Below are 17,594 nucleotides of genomic sequence, written 5' to 3'. Positions count from 1 at the left end.
ATGTATTTTACGATTTTTTCCGTGTTCATGACAAGTACCTCGCATACATAAAATCACATCCAAGAACCGTATTTAATTATTCTTAATTATATAATAACTCTTCGTGGGGGAGAATCAAGCCTAAATTTAATAATATATATAATTTCCATCAAATCAAAAAGACGAGAACCACTGGCCCTCGTCTTTTACTTATCTCTTCTTTTGTTTATAGAACCTGCCACTTAGCTCCTCAGTCTTGAGAGAGTTTATGAAGGCCTTAGGATCTATTTCCTTTATGATTTTAATTACAGTTGAAACCTGATCGCTACTTACAACCGAGTAAAGCATCTTTCTTTCGGCGCCCTCGTAGCATCCCGTACCGACAAATAGGGTTGCATCGTGGTGTGTCATGATGCGGATCTGCTCGTAAATCTCCTGAGTTTTATCGGTGATGATGAGCAGAGTATGCTTCTGGTAGCGCTTATAGAAAAACTTGATAATCTGCGTGTTACAGTACTGGAATATGATTGAGTATAAAGCCTTTTCGAAGCCGAAAAGAAAACCCGCAGTAAGCAGAATAACAGAGTTTGTAAGCAGTATCAAATTCCATGCATCCTTGCCCTTACGCTCTGACATAAATATCGATATGAAGTCCATACCGCCACCACTTGCACCAGCGAGAAGTGTAACGACAACTGCAAGTCCATTTAGAATACCACCGAATACTGAGATCAAAAGCATATCATCTGTAATGACAAACTTTGGAATGGTATCGGTCAAAATACTGGTTAGTGTGATTACATAGAGGCTGTAAAGTGTAAACCTTTTGCCGATATACTTAAAGCCTATGTAGATAGGAATAAGGTTTATCGGAATGTATAGGGCTGTGAACGGGATGCCAAGCCCAAAGTACTTGTCACAAATCCTTTGAATAAGAATTGCAATTCCAGAAAAGCCACTCGGATAAAGGCCTCCAGCAGGGATAAAGGTGCGGAGGTTTATCGCAAAGAGAACGGCACCGAATGTAACGGCAAGAAATTGGAATAATGGATTTAGTATATGATTTTTGGGTTTTTTAATTCTCATTTTTTCTCCAATCGACGAATGATTTATAGTTTGCAAGTTTATATTTTCTTGGACTTGCTATTTTTCTGGGACTACCTCAATCCAGTACCCATCCGGATCTTCGATAAAATAGATTCCCATATCCTCATTAACAAAGCAAATGCATCCAAGCTCCTCGTGAAGCCTTCTAGATGCTTCCATGTCATCAGTCGTCATAGCAAGATGATACTCTATTTCTCCCAAATCGTAAGGCTCTTTACGGTCGTGCATGTATGTAAGCTCTAGCTGAAAGCCGGTCTTTTCATCACCGAGATAGACTAGAGTGAAGTCCTCTCCGTGCTTTTCGCGAACAGGCTTTAGGCCAAGTGCCTTGTCGTAGAACTCAAGACTGCGCTGTAGATCTAAAACATTGAAATTAAAATGATTAAAGCAAAACATGATTTCTCTCCTATACGGCTTTTGCCGTCCTTTCTATTTATATATTTCCTTAAATTTCTTCTCTAGATAGTCGATATAGTCATCGGCTGAGAACTTCTCGCCAAGCGCCTTTTCAAGTAGCTCATCTGAGCGATAGAGACTTCCGTGCTTCCAGATGTGCTCTCTGTTCCACGCGTTTATCTCTGAGAAGTCTCCCTTTGATAGAGCGTCTTTGACGTTGACTTCGGCAGCCATCTTTGATAGAAGCTGAGCACCGTAGGCAGATCCAAGTGCGTATGATGGGAAATAGCCTATTGCACCACCAGCCCAGTGACTGTCCTGAAGAACGCCTAGCTTGTCGCTAGGAACATCGACTCCGAGATACTCCTTATATAGTCTGTTCCACTGCTCAGGTAGCTCGTCAACAGTAATTTCGCCAGCCATAAGCTTTTTCTCAAGCTCGTATCTTACTAGGACGTGGAGGCAATATGTAACCTCATCTGCCTCTGTTCTAATCAAAGAAGGTTCAACCTTGTTGATTGCGCGATAAAGCGCATCTGCTGTGACGTCCTTTAGTGAAGGGAAAAGCTCCTTTAGCTTAGGAAGTACAAGCTCTATGAACTCCTTGCTTCTGCCTAGGAGGTTTTCGTAGAATCTGCTCTGGCTTTCGTGGATACCCATGGAAACTCCAGCATCAAGAAGTGTATATAGATACTTGTCATCAACTCCTGTATCGTAGAGAGCATGTCCGCTTTCGTGGATTACGCTGTACATAGAGTAAACGAAGCTGTCTTCCATATAGTGAGTTGTAATTCTTTCATCTAGATGTGAGCCTAGGCTTGTTGTGAAAGGATGCTCGCTTGTTGAAAGTCCGCAGTGCGCTAGGTCAAGTCCTAAGAGCTTCATTAGGTAGTAAGAGAGCTCTTCCTGTTTAGCAATTGGGAAATCACCATTTAGGAATGAAGCATCGACCTGCTCGCTTGATGAAATGTGCTTGATTAGTGGAACGATTCTATCCCTTAACTTTGAGAAAAACTCATCGCAGACCTCCATGGTGAGGCCGTCTTCGTACTCACCGAGCCAGTAGTCGTAAGGGACCTTGTCTGGTGCACAGTACTTTGCAAACTTTATATTTGTATCAAAGATCTCCTTTAGGTATGGCGCAAAGGAAGCAAAATCATTATTCCTCTTAGCATCTTCCCAAACATCCTCGGCTTTTACAACAAGCTCCTGATAGGCGATGTATTCGTCCATAGGAATGCTCTGCATGCGGCGGATGTCCTTTAGCATGAGCTGAACCATGCGGTTTTCCTCTTTGGTCAAAACAGCTTTGTTGTTATCTAGAAGCTCGAGAAGAGCAACAGTTTCACTTCCTGTTTTGATCAGGTATTCTTCTTCGCTGAGCACAGCAAGAGCGTGCGCGCGGTTTTCGGCTGTGCCCTTTGGGGCAACGGTCTGTCCGTCGTAGCTGATGCTTTCCATGGCGTGTGCGTATGCGCTAAGGCGGCTCTGCAATTTAAGTAGTTTTTCTTTTACTTGACTTAATTCCATAGTTTCCTCCAATTTATTCTACATGGACGCAAAAGTGTGTCAGGCGTCCGTCTAAGTTATTAGCTTTCAAATACCTGTCTAGTTCTTAGGGTCGTAGAGCAGGTCGTGGTTAATACATTTGTAAAAACCATCACGAATTTCCTCGTAGCCTTCATGCTCTGCACATAGCCACATGAGCTTAGTTACGGCAGATTCGACAGTCATATCAAAGGACTGGAGCACGTTGTATCTATCGAGTGCAAGTGCACCGACCTCATATTTTTCGGCATCGCTACCCTCAAGCATAACCTGAGTAGCGATAACGATGATTTTACCCTTCTCAGTCAAAGCACGAAGCTCGTTTAGGAAATTTCTCTTATCATAGAATGGTATACCACCAACTCCATAACTTTCAATCACAATGATGTCATAGTGCTTACCAAGATAAGCGAGAATCTCAGGTCTAATTCCTGGGATCAGCTTAAGCAAGAAGACTGAATCGGATATGGAAGCGGCAAAGCGTACCTCACTTGAGACGGCTGGCGCCTCGAGGTATTTAATTATCCTGCTATCATCTATGAAAGCTGCGATAGGGTAGCCTATGCTATCAAAAGCTGCAAAGCTTTTGCTTCTTACCTTGCGGGCTCTCGTTCCCAAGATTGCCTTACCGTCAAAGACGATAAAAATACCGTTAAGACCGCCGTTAAGTATAAAGTTGATACTGTCGCTGAGATTGCGTCTTGCATCGGTAAATTCGTCTGAAATCGGCTTCTGAGCACCTGTTAAAACTATAGGCTTAGATGCTCCTTGTATCAGGTAGGAAAGAGCAGAGGCTGTGTATGCCATGGTGTCCGTTCCGTGCGTTATCAAAAAGCCATCGTAGCTGTCATAGCTCGCCTCAATTTCCCTAACTATGAGCATCCAGTGCTCGGGCTGGATATTGGTGCTATCTATATTAAAAATCTGTTTTACATCAATGTCGCATTTACTGCAGGCATTAGGAATGTATGAGAGCAACATCTCTGGTGAAATCGCAGGCTTTAGCCCGTTTTCGGTTTGAACAGAAGCAATCGTTCCACCTGTTGCAATGAGTAAGATTTTCTTCATAAGTCATCCTCAATCTATCTTTCTTTGATAAAAGTATACCACATCAAAGCTGCATATTAAAATGAATAGCTTGACGAATTTTTTAACAATGTTACAATCTTAGTTATATAAGATATTGATATAGAGAAAAGAGAGGAATTTATGAGACCCGGAATACACAATTATTCTGAGATTGGAAAGTTGAACAAGGTTCTTCTTCATAGAATTGGCTATGAGGTTGAGGGCCTAGTTCCAGAAAACTTTGCAAGATTGCTTTTTGATGATATACCATACCTAAAGATTGCACAGCAGGAGCACGATGCTTTTGCTCAGGTGCTAAGAGACAACGGCGTAGAAGTGGTATACTACGTAGACGAGACTGCTAAGGCCCTTGCAAATCCAGAGATTAAGTCTGAATTTTTGAAGGAGTTCATCGCAGAAAGCCACATGAACAGCAAGTTTGCTAGTGAGGCGGTTTTCCACTATTTGAACGAGATGCCAACTAAGGAGATGGTTGCAAAGATCATAAGTGGCGTTAAGAAGGATGAAGTTCCAAGCTTCAAGTCGAATTCATTTGCTGAATTCATTTCTTCATCATATCCGTTCTACCTAGACCCTATGCCAAACCTTTACTTCACTCGTGACCCAGGCGCGTGCATAGGAAATGGTTTAAGCATTCACCACATGAGCACAGGTACAAGACGCAGAGAAGCGCTACTTCTCAAGTATATGTACCAGCACAATGAGGACTTCTCAGGTGGCGAAAACAGATTGTGGTATGACTACGATCACGATTACGCAATCGAGGGTGGAGACGTTCTAGTTTTGAACAAAGAAACTGTAGCAGTTGGACTAAGCCAGAGAACTACAGCAGCAGCTATAGAGCGCTTTGCTCGCAACCTGCTAGGAAACTCTGAATTCAAGCGTGTCATCGTATTCGATATACCTAAGACTCGTGCTTTCATGCACCTCGATACAGTATTTACAATGGTAGACTACGATAAGTTCACCATACATCCTGAGATTGAGGCACCACTTCAGCTATTTGAAATGGAGCTTGATAGAGACGGCGAGGTTAGATATAGCTCAGTTACAGATACTCTAACAAACATCCTAAAGTCTATTCTAAACCTTCCAGCGGTAGAGCTAATCAGATGCGGTGGAGACGATAAGATGGCTGCGCAGAGAGAGCAGTGGAACGACGGTTCAAATACGCTTTGTATAGCGCCAGGAACTGTTGTAACATACGAGAGAAACTATGTTACAAACGAGCTTCTCGATAAGAAGGGTGTCAAGGTTCTTGCTATACCAGGAGCTGAGATTTCAAGAGGAAGAGGCGGCCCACGCTGCATGTCTTGCCCAATCAACAGAGACGATATCTAATATATCAGAGGTAAATCAAAAGGACTCAGAGAGCATGTTTTCTGAGTCCTTTGTAGTTTAAATTATTTTCTATTTTTGTTCTTCTTACTCTTGTAAGGATTGTTTTTCGCGGGCTTCTTGTTTTGATAGCTACTCTTATCAGGGCCCTGGAAAAAGTTCAGGAATCCTGTTGGATTTGCTCCCTTTCTCTGCGCGTCTCTTTCCATCTCTTCCCTATTAATATTAGGGCCTGCACGGAAGTAGAGGAATATTCCTGATATTAAACCTGTAAATATCCCGATTCGCACATATTCTAAGCCTGTGAGTTTGTAAAATACGAACAAAAAGATTGCGAGTGAGCCTATAAAAAATGCTAACCAGAGTTTTTCTGGAAGTGCTTTGTGTATGCGACGGGAGAGACCCTCAAATTTTGGTGACTTCGCCTCTATCGCTGTCAGTACAAAGACGGTGAAAAATACACCCATAAAAAGTGCGAGTACTAAGATAATAGCTCTGAGTATAAACATAAGCGTTCTCCTAAAGAATAATAACTAAAGATTGAATAACGGGAACGCTGAACGCGTTCCCGCCTTATTGCGCAAGTATATACTGATTAGTGAACCTCAAAAGAAGTTTTTTAAAATATTTTGATCTTGTAGCCTACTATTTAGCAGCTTTCTTTGCTGCCTTTGCAGCCTTATCTGCTAGATAGTATTTTCCAGGAGTGTTGAAGAACTCATCCTGAGCCTTCTTTACCTGTGGAACCATTAGAACTACAGCAATCATATTTGGAATGATGATGAGTCCTAGGAACGCATCTGTTAGAGCATATAGTACGCCAAGGTCGATTCCTAGTCCACCTACTACAGTTGCTATGATGTAAACCCAAACCCAGATTTTGCTGAATCCGATACCAAATAGGAACTCTGCCTGTCTCTGTCCGTAGAATGTAACAACGATGATTGTTGAAAGTACGAATAGGAATACGCAGATAGCTACAAAGTAGTTAGCAAATGTTGGGTTGAAGTTCTTGCTGAATGCAGCCTGCGCTAGAGCACCTGCATCGATTCCCTTTTCTGTCCAAACGCCAGAAACCAAAACTGCTAGAGCTGTTACTGTGCAAACGATGATTGTATCAACAGTAACTTCGAATACGCCCCAGAGTCCCTGTCTTACAGGGTGATCTACGTTAGCAGCAGCGTGTCCCTGAGGAGCAGTACCCATACCAGCTTCGTTTGAATAGCATCCACGAGCAAATCCCCATCTTAGTGCAGCACCTAGAGATGCTCCTGCGAATCCACCGAAAGCAGCTCTTCCTGTGAATGCTGATCCGAAGATTTCTGCAAATGCGTTAGGAATCTGGTTAAAGTTCTTAACGATGATTACTAAAGCACCTAGCATGTAAACGATAGCCATCACTGGAACGAGCTTATCGCAAACATCACCGATTCTCTTTACGCCACCTATGCAAACAATGATTGTAATAATTGCTACAGCGATAGCGATAGGAAGTTCAGGAATTCCTAGTGAGATACCCTGCTTTGTTACAGATGCAGCCTGTGAAGCAATTGATGGAATAAGTTCTATCATAAGTCCGAAAGCGTAAAATGTTCCGAAGAAGATACCGATTTTCTTTGCGATACCACTCTTGCCAAGTCCTCTGCAGTAGTAGTAAGGACCACCGACAAAATCGCCAGCTTCATTCTTTTCTCTGTACATTAGGCCAAGAGTTACTTCGGTGTACTTTGTAGCCATTCCGATGAATGCCATAACCCAGATCCAGAATACTGCACCAGGGCCACCAAGAGCAATAGCTACTGGAACACCGACGATATTTGAAGCACCGATTGAAGATGCTAGAGCTGTACAAGCAGCGGCAAATGGTGATACGCCATCATCGGTCTCTGGCTTTGCAAACATTTTACCAAATGTCTGTGAGCAGATATATCCGAAGTGACGGAACTGCAGAAATCCTACTCTGATTGTTACATAAAGACCACCGCATCCAAGTAAAATTAGAATTGGAATTCCCCAAAACCAGTTACCAAAGGCAATTAAAGCATTGATTATAAACATATGCTTCTCCTTTCTTAATAAGTAAATGTTGATATAACTTGCGCATAGTGTATTTCATCTGTAGTTAAGCGATTTGTGTTTCTTCACCACAGAAAAAATCTAAATTAATTTCTTCTATAGACTTCTTCACCTGCAAGGTAGGTATATTCAATCTTGATATCTGCTATCTCATCTTCAGGAATCTCGAAGATATTGCGGTCAATAACGACCATATCAGCGAATTTTCCTATCTCTAGCGTTCCGAGGTAGTCCTCTTGACCAGTTCCATAAGGAACATTCTTAGTAAACATGCAGAGCGCATCGTATACAGAAATCTTTTCCTCTGGGTGATAGCCTGCTTCTGGATATCCCTCTAGGTCCTTGCGGGTAACAGCTGCGTAGATTCCGTGCCATGGAGAAAAGCTCTCGACAGGGCAATCTGAGCCGCCTAAAAGTCTTAGTCCTTTTTCTATGTAAGTCTTCCACTGATAGCTGTGCGCTGCTCTTTCGGCTCCTACTCTCTCCTCAATCCAGTGGAGGTCAGTAGCTAGGAAGATTGGCTGAATGTCAACTATTATAGGAAGTTTGCTCATACGCTCAATCAAATCTGGATTTGCCATCTGCGCATGAATAATTCTGAACGGATCTCGATTTGCCTGTTCTTCCTCTGTCATTCCATGCTCTCTGCTCTTTGCAAGGGCATATTCGACACCAGTTAGAACACAGTCAAGTCCTTTGTCTCCGATGCAGTGGACCGCTGGCTGAAGCCCCATCTCATATGCAGTGAGCATCTTTTCGTTTAGCTCTTCCTGAGTCTGAACGAGAAGTCCATCAGTATCAGTAGCATCGCTGTAAGGCTCGAAAAGCTTAGCTGAGCGAGAACCGAGTGAACCGTCAGAAAAAATCTTATATCCACCATATCTAACCTTGAGGTATGGATCTTCCATTTCTCTCTTGGTCAGATATGGCTTGTTATACAATGTGTCGAGGTAGATGCTAACTCTGAGAGGGAGCTTTCCTTCGTGATCGAGCTTTAGGTAGTCATCAAAGCTTTCGGTGTACTTCCAAATATCGGCTGCATATGTATGGATTGCAGTGAGTCCGACTGAAGAGGCTTCTGCCAAGGCTCTATCCATGAGCTCGGTCTTGACCTCTGGAATCTTTGTTGGATCAGGGATTAGGTCATCAAAGATCTTTGTTGCCTGTTCTCTTAGGATTCCGTTAGGATGTCCGTCTGCTTCTAGCTCTACAACACCGCCTTCACCAAAGTCATAGTCCTTGCCTATATCTGCCTTTTCTAGGGCAAGTGTGTTTGCAACTCCCGTATGCAGGCAAACTCTCTTTATCATAATAGGATGCTTTTTGCTCGCTTCATCAAGCCAGTGTCTTGTTGGAATCTCATCCTCGCAGTCGTTCCATTTTGACTGATCAAAGTTATTTCCTCTAATCCACTCGCCATCAGGTGTTTCAGCCGCCTTCGCCTTGAGTCGCTCTAGGGCTTCTGCCTTTGATTTAGCTCCGCCAAGATCCACTGTTGTGAAGGTCTGGCAGTAGGCAAAGAAGTGTAGGTGAGCATCTCCAAGGCCAGGAAGCATTACTTTGCCACCAAGGTCGATGATTTCATCTGCATCAAAGTCAGCTTGCGCGCTCTTATTATCACCGATGAAGGCGATTTTGCCATCTTTGATAGCTAGGGCTTCATAGCATAAGCCCTCTGCCTCCATCGAATAGATTTTTCCATTTATAAAAAGTTTGTCTGCGTGAGCTCTCATTTTGATCTCCTCAAAATTTTTGGTCTATCCTATTTTAGTAGGTTAAGTATTGTCTGATAAACTAGCTCAGGTGTGTACTCGAATGTGAATCTTGTCTCGATTCTCTCTGTGTACTTGTGAGCGTCCTTTCCTACAGTTCCGATGTCTACTACTGGTAGGTCAAGAACCTGCATATCAGCTAGTGGAAGTGAGTAAATCTTGCCTTCGCCGTAACCAGGTGTGTTGAGCTCGAATCTCTCAATTACTGCTGGATCCTTAGGAGCTGCACCATAGCTTAGGTCTGAAATGCAAGGTAGGAACTTCTTGCTGATTAGCTGATAATCGAATGCTGGATCAGCCTTAACGCTTGCAACTGCACCGTTTACTGCATCGATAAGAGCCTTGCCCTTTGCTGTGCTATCATCAACATGGATGTGTGGATAGTAAGGTGGTGTGAAGTAAACTACTAGGATAGGGTCCTTATCTGACCATAGATCGTGAACGAAGTCAACAATCTTAAGTGACTTGTCTCTAACGTCAATAGTAGTATCCTTCTTTAGCTCCTCGATGTAAGCTGCAACCTTTGCATCTAGCTCGTCTCCAAGCTCTGCCTTAACTGCCTTGTATAGCTCGTCGTATGTGAAAGTTCTTGCAACCCATGGCTGCTTTCTGAACTCTCTGCCTACCATGTCGCAGTACATAGCATATCTTTCGTTTAGTGTGTCAACAACCTGCTGGAAGCATTCATGACCTGCGTTCTTCATCTTTGTTAGAACCTGGTCAGGTGTTGAATCGTGTGTTGCGTAGTTGAGCATCAAAACAGCCTTGTTAGCAATCTGTACAGAGTACTCTGTCTTGAGGTCTCTCTGCTTAAGTGTGATAGGAGGAAGTGTTACCTCTCCGTCAACTGTGTCGCTGAACTCAGGATTTAGGTTGATTCTCTGTGTTAGCTGTGATGCAATCTGGTTAGGGTCAAGTCCGTCAAATGACTCACCTACGTGAGTTTCCTTACCTACGATGTAGAATGTAGGCATGATCTTTCCAACTGTTCCTACATAGATGTACTTCATTGGGTCGCCTGGGAATGCAGGTGCCATGTAGTCTGTATCTATCATAGCTATGTAGTCATAGCCCTTTTCCTTCTTGAGGTTAACAAGGTGAGGAACAAAGTTAAGCATTCCGCCTGAGTTTCCTTCTTCGTCGCAAACTGCAGCATAGATTAGGTTTCCTTCAAAGTTTGCTAGATCCTTGCTGATTTCTTCCATGATAGCGATGATGATAGCATCACCAGACTTCATATCAAAGAGTCCACGACCGAACATGTACTTTCCGGACTCAAGATCTTCTCTTACTTCCTCAGGAAGCTTTAGCTCGCGGAATCTCTCAATTAGCTCTGCTGGCTGAGTTGAGTACTCCTTAAGTGGGCCGTAGTCGGAAATACCAACTGTATCAAAGTGTCCGATGAGAACGATAGTCTTATCGGAAGGCTTCTTCTCACCGTTAAGCTCTGCAACAACAATCTTTCTGCCGATTAAATCGTCCTTAAGGTCGATGTAGTAAAGCTTCTCAGGGTTTTTCTTATAGTAATCGATCTCGCTCATGGTGTCGTAGATCTTTTCTGCCATAACGATTTCGCCCTCTGTGTCGACAACGCTCTGCACTGAAGTAAAGTCGATGGACATTTCCTCAATACGCTTTCTTACATATTCGTTCATTTTTTTCCTCCCATTGTTTAAATGCATATATTCAAGAGCCCTAATTTGACTCTTAAAAACAATATCTTACTGGCAAGCACTAGCCTGCCCAAACGCCGATTGGCTTTTTACATCAAAGCGAGCTCTAGTTCTCCCAAGCAAACTCGATAACGCTCTGAATCATCTCTGGCATAACCTCAAAGAGGCTGCGTTTATTAACGCGTTCCGACCACTGGTGATATTCTCTGCCGATAGGTCCGTATAGGATAGAAGGTACCGAGATTTCTTTGATCGCCTCAAAGTCAAGGCTGTATGCGCTTCCCCACATAGGGTAGTTAGCTGTTATCTCATCAAAGTCTAGGTCTGGAATTGATGTATAGCTGTTATCGGAGATTCCAGTGAAGTAGTGCTCCGATGTCAAAGCTTGTCCAAACTTCTCTTCTGAAAGCTTCTTAGCAAACTCGAAAACCTTGCTTCCGTAGCCCTCGCGGCCTTCAATCTGGTCGCTGTGAGTTGCAGGATAATATGGTGGAGCCATACCTATCAAAACGACTGGCTGCTTTATGTCCGCATAGCTCAAAAGTTTATCCATAAGGTAGATGGTAGCATCTGGATAACTTTTTCCTTTGGCAACCATATCCTTAGCCTGATCGTAGAGCTTATCGTAGAACTCATCAAAGGCAGCGCCATCCTTTTCGCGCAGTTTATCGCATAGCTCAGAAACCGTGTAGACGCAGTTTGGATAGTAGATTTTCTCTTTGGTCTCGAAGCGGTTGTGCTTCTTGAACTCCTGATACTGAGCGTTAAGCTTATTAACCTCTTCATCAAAGACCTCAACGCAGATTTTCTTTAGCTTTGCAAGTGTCTCAGAAATTGTTGTCTTGAAGCTTAACACTGTCATGTATCCGCTTGAGCGGAATGGTAGAGAAACATCGTAGGTCTCTTTGATATCTCTCATATATTGCCAGTTTAGCGGCATTGAGGACTCATCCTTATAGACATCGACGAACTCTAGGCTACCTCCCGTTCTTTGGTATATTCCAGCTAGCATGTTGAGTGATGACATACCGTTATAGCAGTGACCGATGTGGGCAACAGCTCCCTGAGTCATAATAACTGGCATGGTCTTTCCGATTGAACCTAGCGAGAGAACCTGTGCAGGTCCATCCTCAGATGCTGGCTCTGGATCTATCAAAAGCTTAAAGTTCAGTGAATATTTATTCTTAAGCTCTAGATACTTTGGCATTATTGCTCTCATTCCTGCTGAGTAGCATTCCTCATCTGCAACTGCAGAGAAGAGGTATGAGCCTTCTAGCTTGCCTTCTTGGGCGAGCTTTGCATATTTCTCTAGAAGAACCATGGCGATTGCAATACCGCCCTTCATATCAGCTGCTCCGCGACCCCAAAGCCATTCGCCTGACTCAAGGTCTTTTCTCTGAACCTCGTTCAAATCCTTAGTAGCAAGCTTAGCCTCTAGTTCAGGGCCTAGTGTGAAGGCAAGTGGCTCTGCATCACCGTAAACTTCTGTAGAAACTACATCTATATGTCCTGAAAGAATAACAGTATTTGGGCTCTTACCTAAAACAAGTGCGTATGGGACCGTGCGTCCGAAGGGATCGTTTGGTATCTCATATGCACCGCATAGCTCAGGATGCTCCTGGAAATAAGGTATCTGTTTAATAAAATCATTGACATATACTGAGGCCGACGGCTCTTTTGGCGTGCTGCTGATACTTTCGCAGGCAACAAGCTTAGTTAGGACCTCTAGAATTCTGTCTTTCATATAAATCATCTCCTTTATCTATTAGTATGCATTATAGCATAGATGAGACTAACTAATTCACCTTGTTTCTCATTATTCAAATGGCAAGCATTCAAACTATTAATATGAAGAAAGTTTTTGCATATATATAATGAAAATGAATAATTTAGTTTTGTAAAGCATTGAAATAATAGGGTTTTTAAAAATGCCTATACATAAAAAAGAAAAATATAAAATAATACTTGCATAATTATAAATGACAATGTATAATTACCCTATGATAAAAATTCTATTTAAGGAATAAGTATAAATTACTTGAGAGGGGAAAGCGAAATGAAAGGAAAGAATTTACTTAAGAAAACAGTAGTGCTTACAGTAGCTCTAGCGATGGTGGTTGGAGTAACAGCGTGTGGAAAAAAGAATTATGATAACAAGGAAAAGAAAACCTATGTTGTTGGTACGGAGCCGACCTTTGCACCATTTGATACAACAGATGCAGATGGAAACATCGTAGGCTTTGATATGGACCTTATGAAGGCAATTGGAAAGGATCAGGGTTTTGATGTTGAGTTTAAGTCATTTGGCTTTGATGCTCTTATCCCGGCAGTAAACGCTAAGAACTGTGATGTTATCGCAGCTGGCATGACTGCAAACGAAGATCGTGTTAAAAAGGTTGATTTCTCAAACACATACTATGACAGTGGAAATGCAGTTCTAGTAAAATCAGACAACACAACTATTAAGGGAATCGATGACCTTACTCCAGATATGACTGTTGCAGTTCAGATTGGTACAACAGGTGCAGATAAGGCAAATGAGCTAAAGGAACAGGGCAAAATCAAAGATGTTAAGGTTAACGACGGCGTAGATACATGTCTTCTTCAGGTTAAAAACGGCGACGTGGATGCTTTGATAATCGATAAGCCAGTTGCAGACCGTGCAGTTAAGGCAAACAAGGCATTCAAGACGGTTGGAGAGACTCTAGACGCTGAGTCATACGCTTTTGCAGTAGCAAAGGGCGACAAAGAACTTCTCGAAAAGATCAACAAGGGTCTTGAAAACATCAAAAAGGATGGAACATACGAGAAGCTATACAAGAAGTGGTTTGAGGGAAAATAAGTATGGGTTTATATGTTGAGGGCTTTCTAGTTGCGCTGAAAGGCTTGCCAATAACGCTTAGTGTGAGTTTCTTTGCACTAGTTATAGGCGTACTTCTTGGACTAGTACTAGCGCTTATGAGGACTTCGGAAAAAAAGCCCTTAAAGGTAATTTCCGGAATATATATTGAGATTGTAAGGGGAACTCCGCTGATAGTTCAGGCGCTAGTTTTAGCATACGGAATACCATACTTTCTACAGCAACACAATGTAGATTTCAAGTGGAGCGTACTTCTAATTCCAGCTTTTATAGTTTGCGGCTTAAACAGTGCTGCATATATGGCTGAGGTTATTCGTGGGGGAATACAGGCTGTTGATAAGGGTCAGCGTGAAGCGGCTCTATCAATTGGAATGACAAAGGCTCAAGTAAACAGACTAATTGTGCTTCCACAGGCCTTAAGGATAGTTATACCTTCGTTTGGTAACGAGTTTGTAACCATGATTAAGGAGACTGCAGTGCTTTCCTATGTTGGTGTCATAGAGATTCTAAGAAGTGCACAGCTGTGGAATGCCTCAACTTACAACACTTTTGAGGCGTATATAGGCGCTGCGCTAGTATACCTTTTGATGACAATTCCGCTATCAAAGCTGGTTGGTGCATTAGAAAACAATTGGAAGAAAATGTGAGGCAGATTAGATGATTGAGGTAAAAAATTTAACTAAAAGTTTTGGCGGTGCAATGGCCGTAGATGACGTTAGCTTCTCCGTTCAGGAGGGCAAGGTCACCTCCATTATCGGCTCGTCTGGCTCTGGAAAAAGCACGACGCTTCGCTGCATAAATGGTTTGGAAAAAAAGGATTCTGGGGAAATCTACATCGATGGCGAGCTTGTCACAGAAAATAACCTCAGAGCTGTTAGGACTAAGACCGCTATGGTTTTTCAAAACTTTAACCTATTTAATAATTTGACGGTGCTAAAGAATATCACAGCAGCACCTATTAATGTCAAAGGCATGAGCAAGGTGGAAGCAAATAAGAAGGCGATGCAGCTTCTTCAAATAGTAGGACTTGCTGACAAGAAGGATGCTTATCCTAAGAGCCTGTCAGGTGGTCAAAAACAGAGGGTTGCCATAGCGCGCGCTCTAGCGATGGAACCGGAGATTATTCTCTTTGATGAGCCAACATCTGCGCTTGACCCAGAGATGGTAGGAGAGGTTTTAGATGTAATGAAAAAGCTCGCTTCCTCTGGAATGACTATGCTTATCGTTACACATGAGATGGGTTTTGCTCGCGAGATTTCTGATCAGGTTATATTTATGACTGATGGAAAAATTGTCGAGGAAGGAACTGCAGAGCAGATCTTTACAAACCCACAAAACGAAAGAACAAAGGCCTTCGTTTCAAGCTTTTTAAAGTAAATCCAACTTCAGGAGACGACTTGGGATATAGATCCCGGTCGTTTTTTAGTATGGGGAAAACGGAAAGTTTGCCACAAATGGCTTTGATTCTAGTATAATATATGGGTAGTTAGTAAAATCTGCTTGGTGCGAGCGTAGGGAACTTGTATCGCGCTCTACAGCACCTTGCAAAATCAATAGAGAAAAGGATTTATATGGATATTATTGTAAAACTTACCGAGGAATTCGGTGTCAAGAAGGTACAGATTGAGCAGGCGGTTAAGCTGATTGATGAGGGTAACACGGTGCCTTTTATTGCAAGATACCGAAAGGACGTTACGGGAGGACTAAACGATGAGCAGCTTCGTGCCATCGACGAAAGACTCAGATACCTAAGAGGGCTCGAGGAACGTAAACAGGAGGTTCTTCGAAGTATTGAGGAGCAGGGTAAGCTTACGGATGAACTAAAGGCAGAGATTGAGAAAGCCGAGATTCTGCAGAGGGTTGAGGATCTGTATAAGCCTTTTAAGCAGAAGAAGACCACAAGAGCAGGAAAGGCTAAGGCTAAGGGCCTTGAACCACTTGCGCTTATAATTTACATGCAGCAGACGAGGAGCGGTGATGTGCTTAAGGTAGCTGAGCCTTTTGTTGACCCCGAAAAGGAAGTCGAGACAGCAGAAGAGGCTATTCAGGGCGCTTGCGATATCATCGCTGAGATGATTGCAGATAATGCCGATTTGATTAGCGAGGTTCGTGACAGATACTATAAGCACGGACTCATAGAGACTGAAGCTGTGGATGCAGAGGAGAAGACCGTCTACGATATGTACTACGGCAAGCATGAGGCGATATGCAAGATTCCAAACCATAGGGTTCTTGCAGTAAACCGTGGAGAGAAGGAGGGCAAGCTCAAGGTTAAGGTGAGCATAGATGCAGACTCCATCCTTCGTTTGCTTGAGAAAGAGGTAATTAGGCAGGATTCCATCTTTAAGCCATTACTTATCGAGACTATAGAAGATGCATATAAGAGACTGATTGCGCCATCTGTAGAGCGCGAGATGAGAAATCTTTTGACCGAAAGAGCTGAAGCTGAGGCGATTAAGGTCTTTGCAGGTAACACCGAAAAGCTTCTCATGGTTCCGCCGGTTCGTGGCAAGAGAATTATCAGTATAGATCCAGGATTTAGAACGGGCTGCAAGGTTGCGGTAATCGACGAGACCGGAAAGCTTCTTGCTTACACGACAATCTATCCTACTGAGCCTAAGTGCGATGTCGCAGGCACTGAGAGAACGCTCAAGAAAATCATTGATAAATACAAGATAGATGTAATCGTAATAGGAAACGGAACAGCTTCTAGAGAAACTGAGGAAGTAGTTGCAAACTTCCTAAAGAAGAATAGCTATCAGATTCAGTACACCATAGTTAACGAAGGTGGGGCCTCCGTATATTCAGCATCAAAGCTCGCAAGCGAGGAATACCCAGACCTTGATGTGACGACAAGAGGAGCAATGTCACTTGGCAGAAGGCTTCAGGATCCACTGGCTGAGCTAGTTAAGATAGACCCTAAGCACATAGGCGTGGGTCAGTATCAGCACGATATGAACCAGAAGAACCTGAGTGAAGCGCTTGGTGCAGTAGTCGAGGACTGCGTAAATAGAGTTGGAGTTGACCTAAACACAGCATCTCCATCACTTCTTTCCTATGTTGCAGGAATCAGCAGTAGCGTGGCAAAGAACATCGTTGCATATAGAGAAGAAAACGGCAAGTTCACTGACAGAAAGCAGCTTCTTAAGGTTGCAAAGCTAGGGCCTAAGGCATATGAGCAGTGCGCAGGCTTCCTTCGCATTAGCGATGGAAAAGAGGTGCTTGATTCAACATCAGTGCACCCTGAGTCGTATGAGGTTAGCAGAATTTTGATGAAGAAAATCGGCATCTCCGAAAGCGATATTAAGGGTGGAGTGCAGGTTATAGACGATAAGATCAAGTCAGCATACCCCGCTAAGACCGAGAAGGAGAGTGTGCGCAAGATGGCTGAAGATATTGGAATTGGTGAGTTTACAGTCAAGGATATCATTGCTGAGCTACGTAAGCCAGGCAGAGATCCTAGAGAAGATGCACCACCAGTTGTTTTTAGAAATGATGTTAGAAGCTTCGAGGACCTCAAGGAAGGCATGGAGATGAGTGGTACTGTCCGTAATGTCGTAGACTTTGGTGCCTTTGTTGACATAGGTGTTAAGAATGACGGACTCGTACATGTATCGCAATTAAGCGATAAGTTTGTAAAACACCCGATGGACGTCGTTTCCGTTGGCGATACAGTTAAGGTTCGTATAATCGGAATAGATAAGGAGAGAGGCAAGGTATCTCTCACAATGAAACTATAATTTTTAGCCTTTGATT

Annotated in this window: 14 protein-coding genes; 5 read left to right on the top strand and 9 right to left on the bottom strand. The window is 43.0% G+C overall.

Features of this window, described 5'->3' with window-relative positions:
• Positions 1-189 precede the first annotated feature (189 nt).
• The 4 genes from ADJ67_00285 to ADJ67_00270 all read right to left on the bottom strand — a co-directional run bounded on the left by ADJ67_00285 (position 190) and on the right by ADJ67_00270 (position 4,098).
• The gene (locus ADJ67_00285; GenBank protein ID AKT46305.1) at positions 190-1,065 is read right to left on the bottom strand and encodes a membrane protein; all 876 of its coding nucleotides are present in this window, start codon (positions 1,063-1,065) and stop codon (positions 190-192) included.
• Positions 1,066-1,122: 57 nt separating this feature from the next.
• Entirely contained in the window at positions 1,123-1,482 is a 360-nt protein-coding gene (locus tag ADJ67_00280) for a lactoylglutathione lyase (protein ID AKT46304.1), read from the bottom strand.
• Positions 1,483-1,515: 33 nt separating this feature from the next.
• Positions 1,516-3,012, bottom strand: a complete 1,497-nt coding sequence (locus tag ADJ67_00275) for a hypothetical protein (protein ID AKT46303.1) — start codon at positions 3,010-3,012, stop codon at positions 1,516-1,518.
• A 78-nt stretch (positions 3,013-3,090) separates the two neighbouring features.
• Positions 3,091-4,098 carry an asparaginase gene (locus tag ADJ67_00270; GenBank protein AKT46302.1) on the bottom strand — a complete coding sequence of 336 codons (1,008 nt, stop codon included), beginning with the start codon at positions 4,096-4,098 and terminating at the stop codon, positions 3,091-3,093.
• 141 nt (positions 4,099-4,239) lie between these two features.
• Between ADJ67_00270 and ADJ67_00265 the strand changes: the two genes are divergently transcribed.
• A complete protein-coding gene (locus ADJ67_00265) occupies positions 4,240-5,460 on the top strand; it encodes an arginine deiminase (GenBank protein ID AKT46301.1) in 1,221 nt (406 codons plus the stop codon).
• Between the two features lie 62 nt (positions 5,461-5,522).
• Here the strand turns inward: ADJ67_00265 and ADJ67_00260 are convergent, their stop codons facing one another.
• The 5 genes from ADJ67_00260 to ADJ67_00240 all read right to left on the bottom strand — a co-directional run bounded on the left by ADJ67_00260 (position 5,523) and on the right by ADJ67_00240 (position 12,722).
• Positions 5,523-5,966, bottom strand: a complete 444-nt coding sequence (locus tag ADJ67_00260; protein ID AKT46300.1) for a hypothetical protein — start codon at positions 5,964-5,966, stop codon at positions 5,523-5,525.
• Positions 5,967-6,102: 136 nt separating this feature from the next.
• Entirely contained in the window at positions 6,103-7,515 is a 1,413-nt protein-coding gene (locus ADJ67_00255) for an amino acid carrier protein (protein AKT46299.1), read from the bottom strand.
• A gap of 104 nt (positions 7,516-7,619) precedes the next feature.
• Positions 7,620-9,266 (bottom strand): regulatory protein AepA, encoded by a 1,647-nt coding sequence (locus ADJ67_00250; protein AKT46298.1) that lies wholly within the window; start codon positions 9,264-9,266, stop codon positions 7,620-7,622.
• Between the two features lie 29 nt (positions 9,267-9,295).
• Positions 9,296-10,960: a peptidase M20 gene (locus ADJ67_00245; GenBank protein AKT46297.1), complete on the bottom strand. Its 1,665-nt coding sequence runs from the start codon at positions 10,958-10,960 to the stop codon at positions 9,296-9,298.
• Positions 10,961-11,084: 124 nt separating this feature from the next.
• Entirely contained in the window at positions 11,085-12,722 is a 1,638-nt protein-coding gene (locus tag ADJ67_00240; GenBank protein ID AKT46296.1) for a hypothetical protein, read from the bottom strand.
• Positions 12,723-13,034: 312 nt separating this feature from the next.
• On the opposite strand from ADJ67_00240, the gene ADJ67_00235 reads away from it, so the two are divergent.
• The 4 genes from ADJ67_00235 to ADJ67_00220 all read left to right on the top strand — a co-directional run bounded on the left by ADJ67_00235 (position 13,035) and on the right by ADJ67_00220 (position 17,578).
• Positions 13,035-13,820, top strand: coding sequence for a glutamine ABC transporter permease (locus tag ADJ67_00235; protein ID AKT46295.1), 786 nt, complete (start codon positions 13,035-13,037; stop codon positions 13,818-13,820).
• 2 nt (positions 13,821-13,822) lie between these two features.
• Entirely contained in the window at positions 13,823-14,485 is a 663-nt protein-coding gene (locus tag ADJ67_00230; GenBank protein ID AKT46294.1) for a glutamine ABC transporter permease, read from the top strand.
• A 10-nt stretch (positions 14,486-14,495) separates the two neighbouring features.
• Complete coding sequence (gene glnQ, locus ADJ67_00225; GenBank protein ID AKT46293.1) at positions 14,496-15,215, top strand: glutamine ABC transporter ATP-binding protein; 720 nt, start codon at positions 14,496-14,498, stop codon at positions 15,213-15,215.
• A 194-nt stretch (positions 15,216-15,409) separates the two neighbouring features.
• Positions 15,410-17,578, top strand: a complete 2,169-nt coding sequence (locus ADJ67_00220; protein AKT46292.1) for a hypothetical protein — start codon at positions 15,410-15,412, stop codon at positions 17,576-17,578.
• The last annotated feature ends 16 nt before the right edge of the window (positions 17,579-17,594 follow it).

Origin of the sequence: Eubacterium sulci ATCC 35585 (assembly GCA_001189495.1) — a bacterium.
Taxonomy (GTDB): domain Bacteria; phylum Bacillota; class Clostridia; order Peptostreptococcales; family Anaerovoracaceae; genus Eubacterium_B; species Eubacterium_B sulci.
The sequence above is the reverse complement of the archived record's forward strand: the minus strand, read 5'-3'. Positions and strand labels throughout refer to the sequence as shown.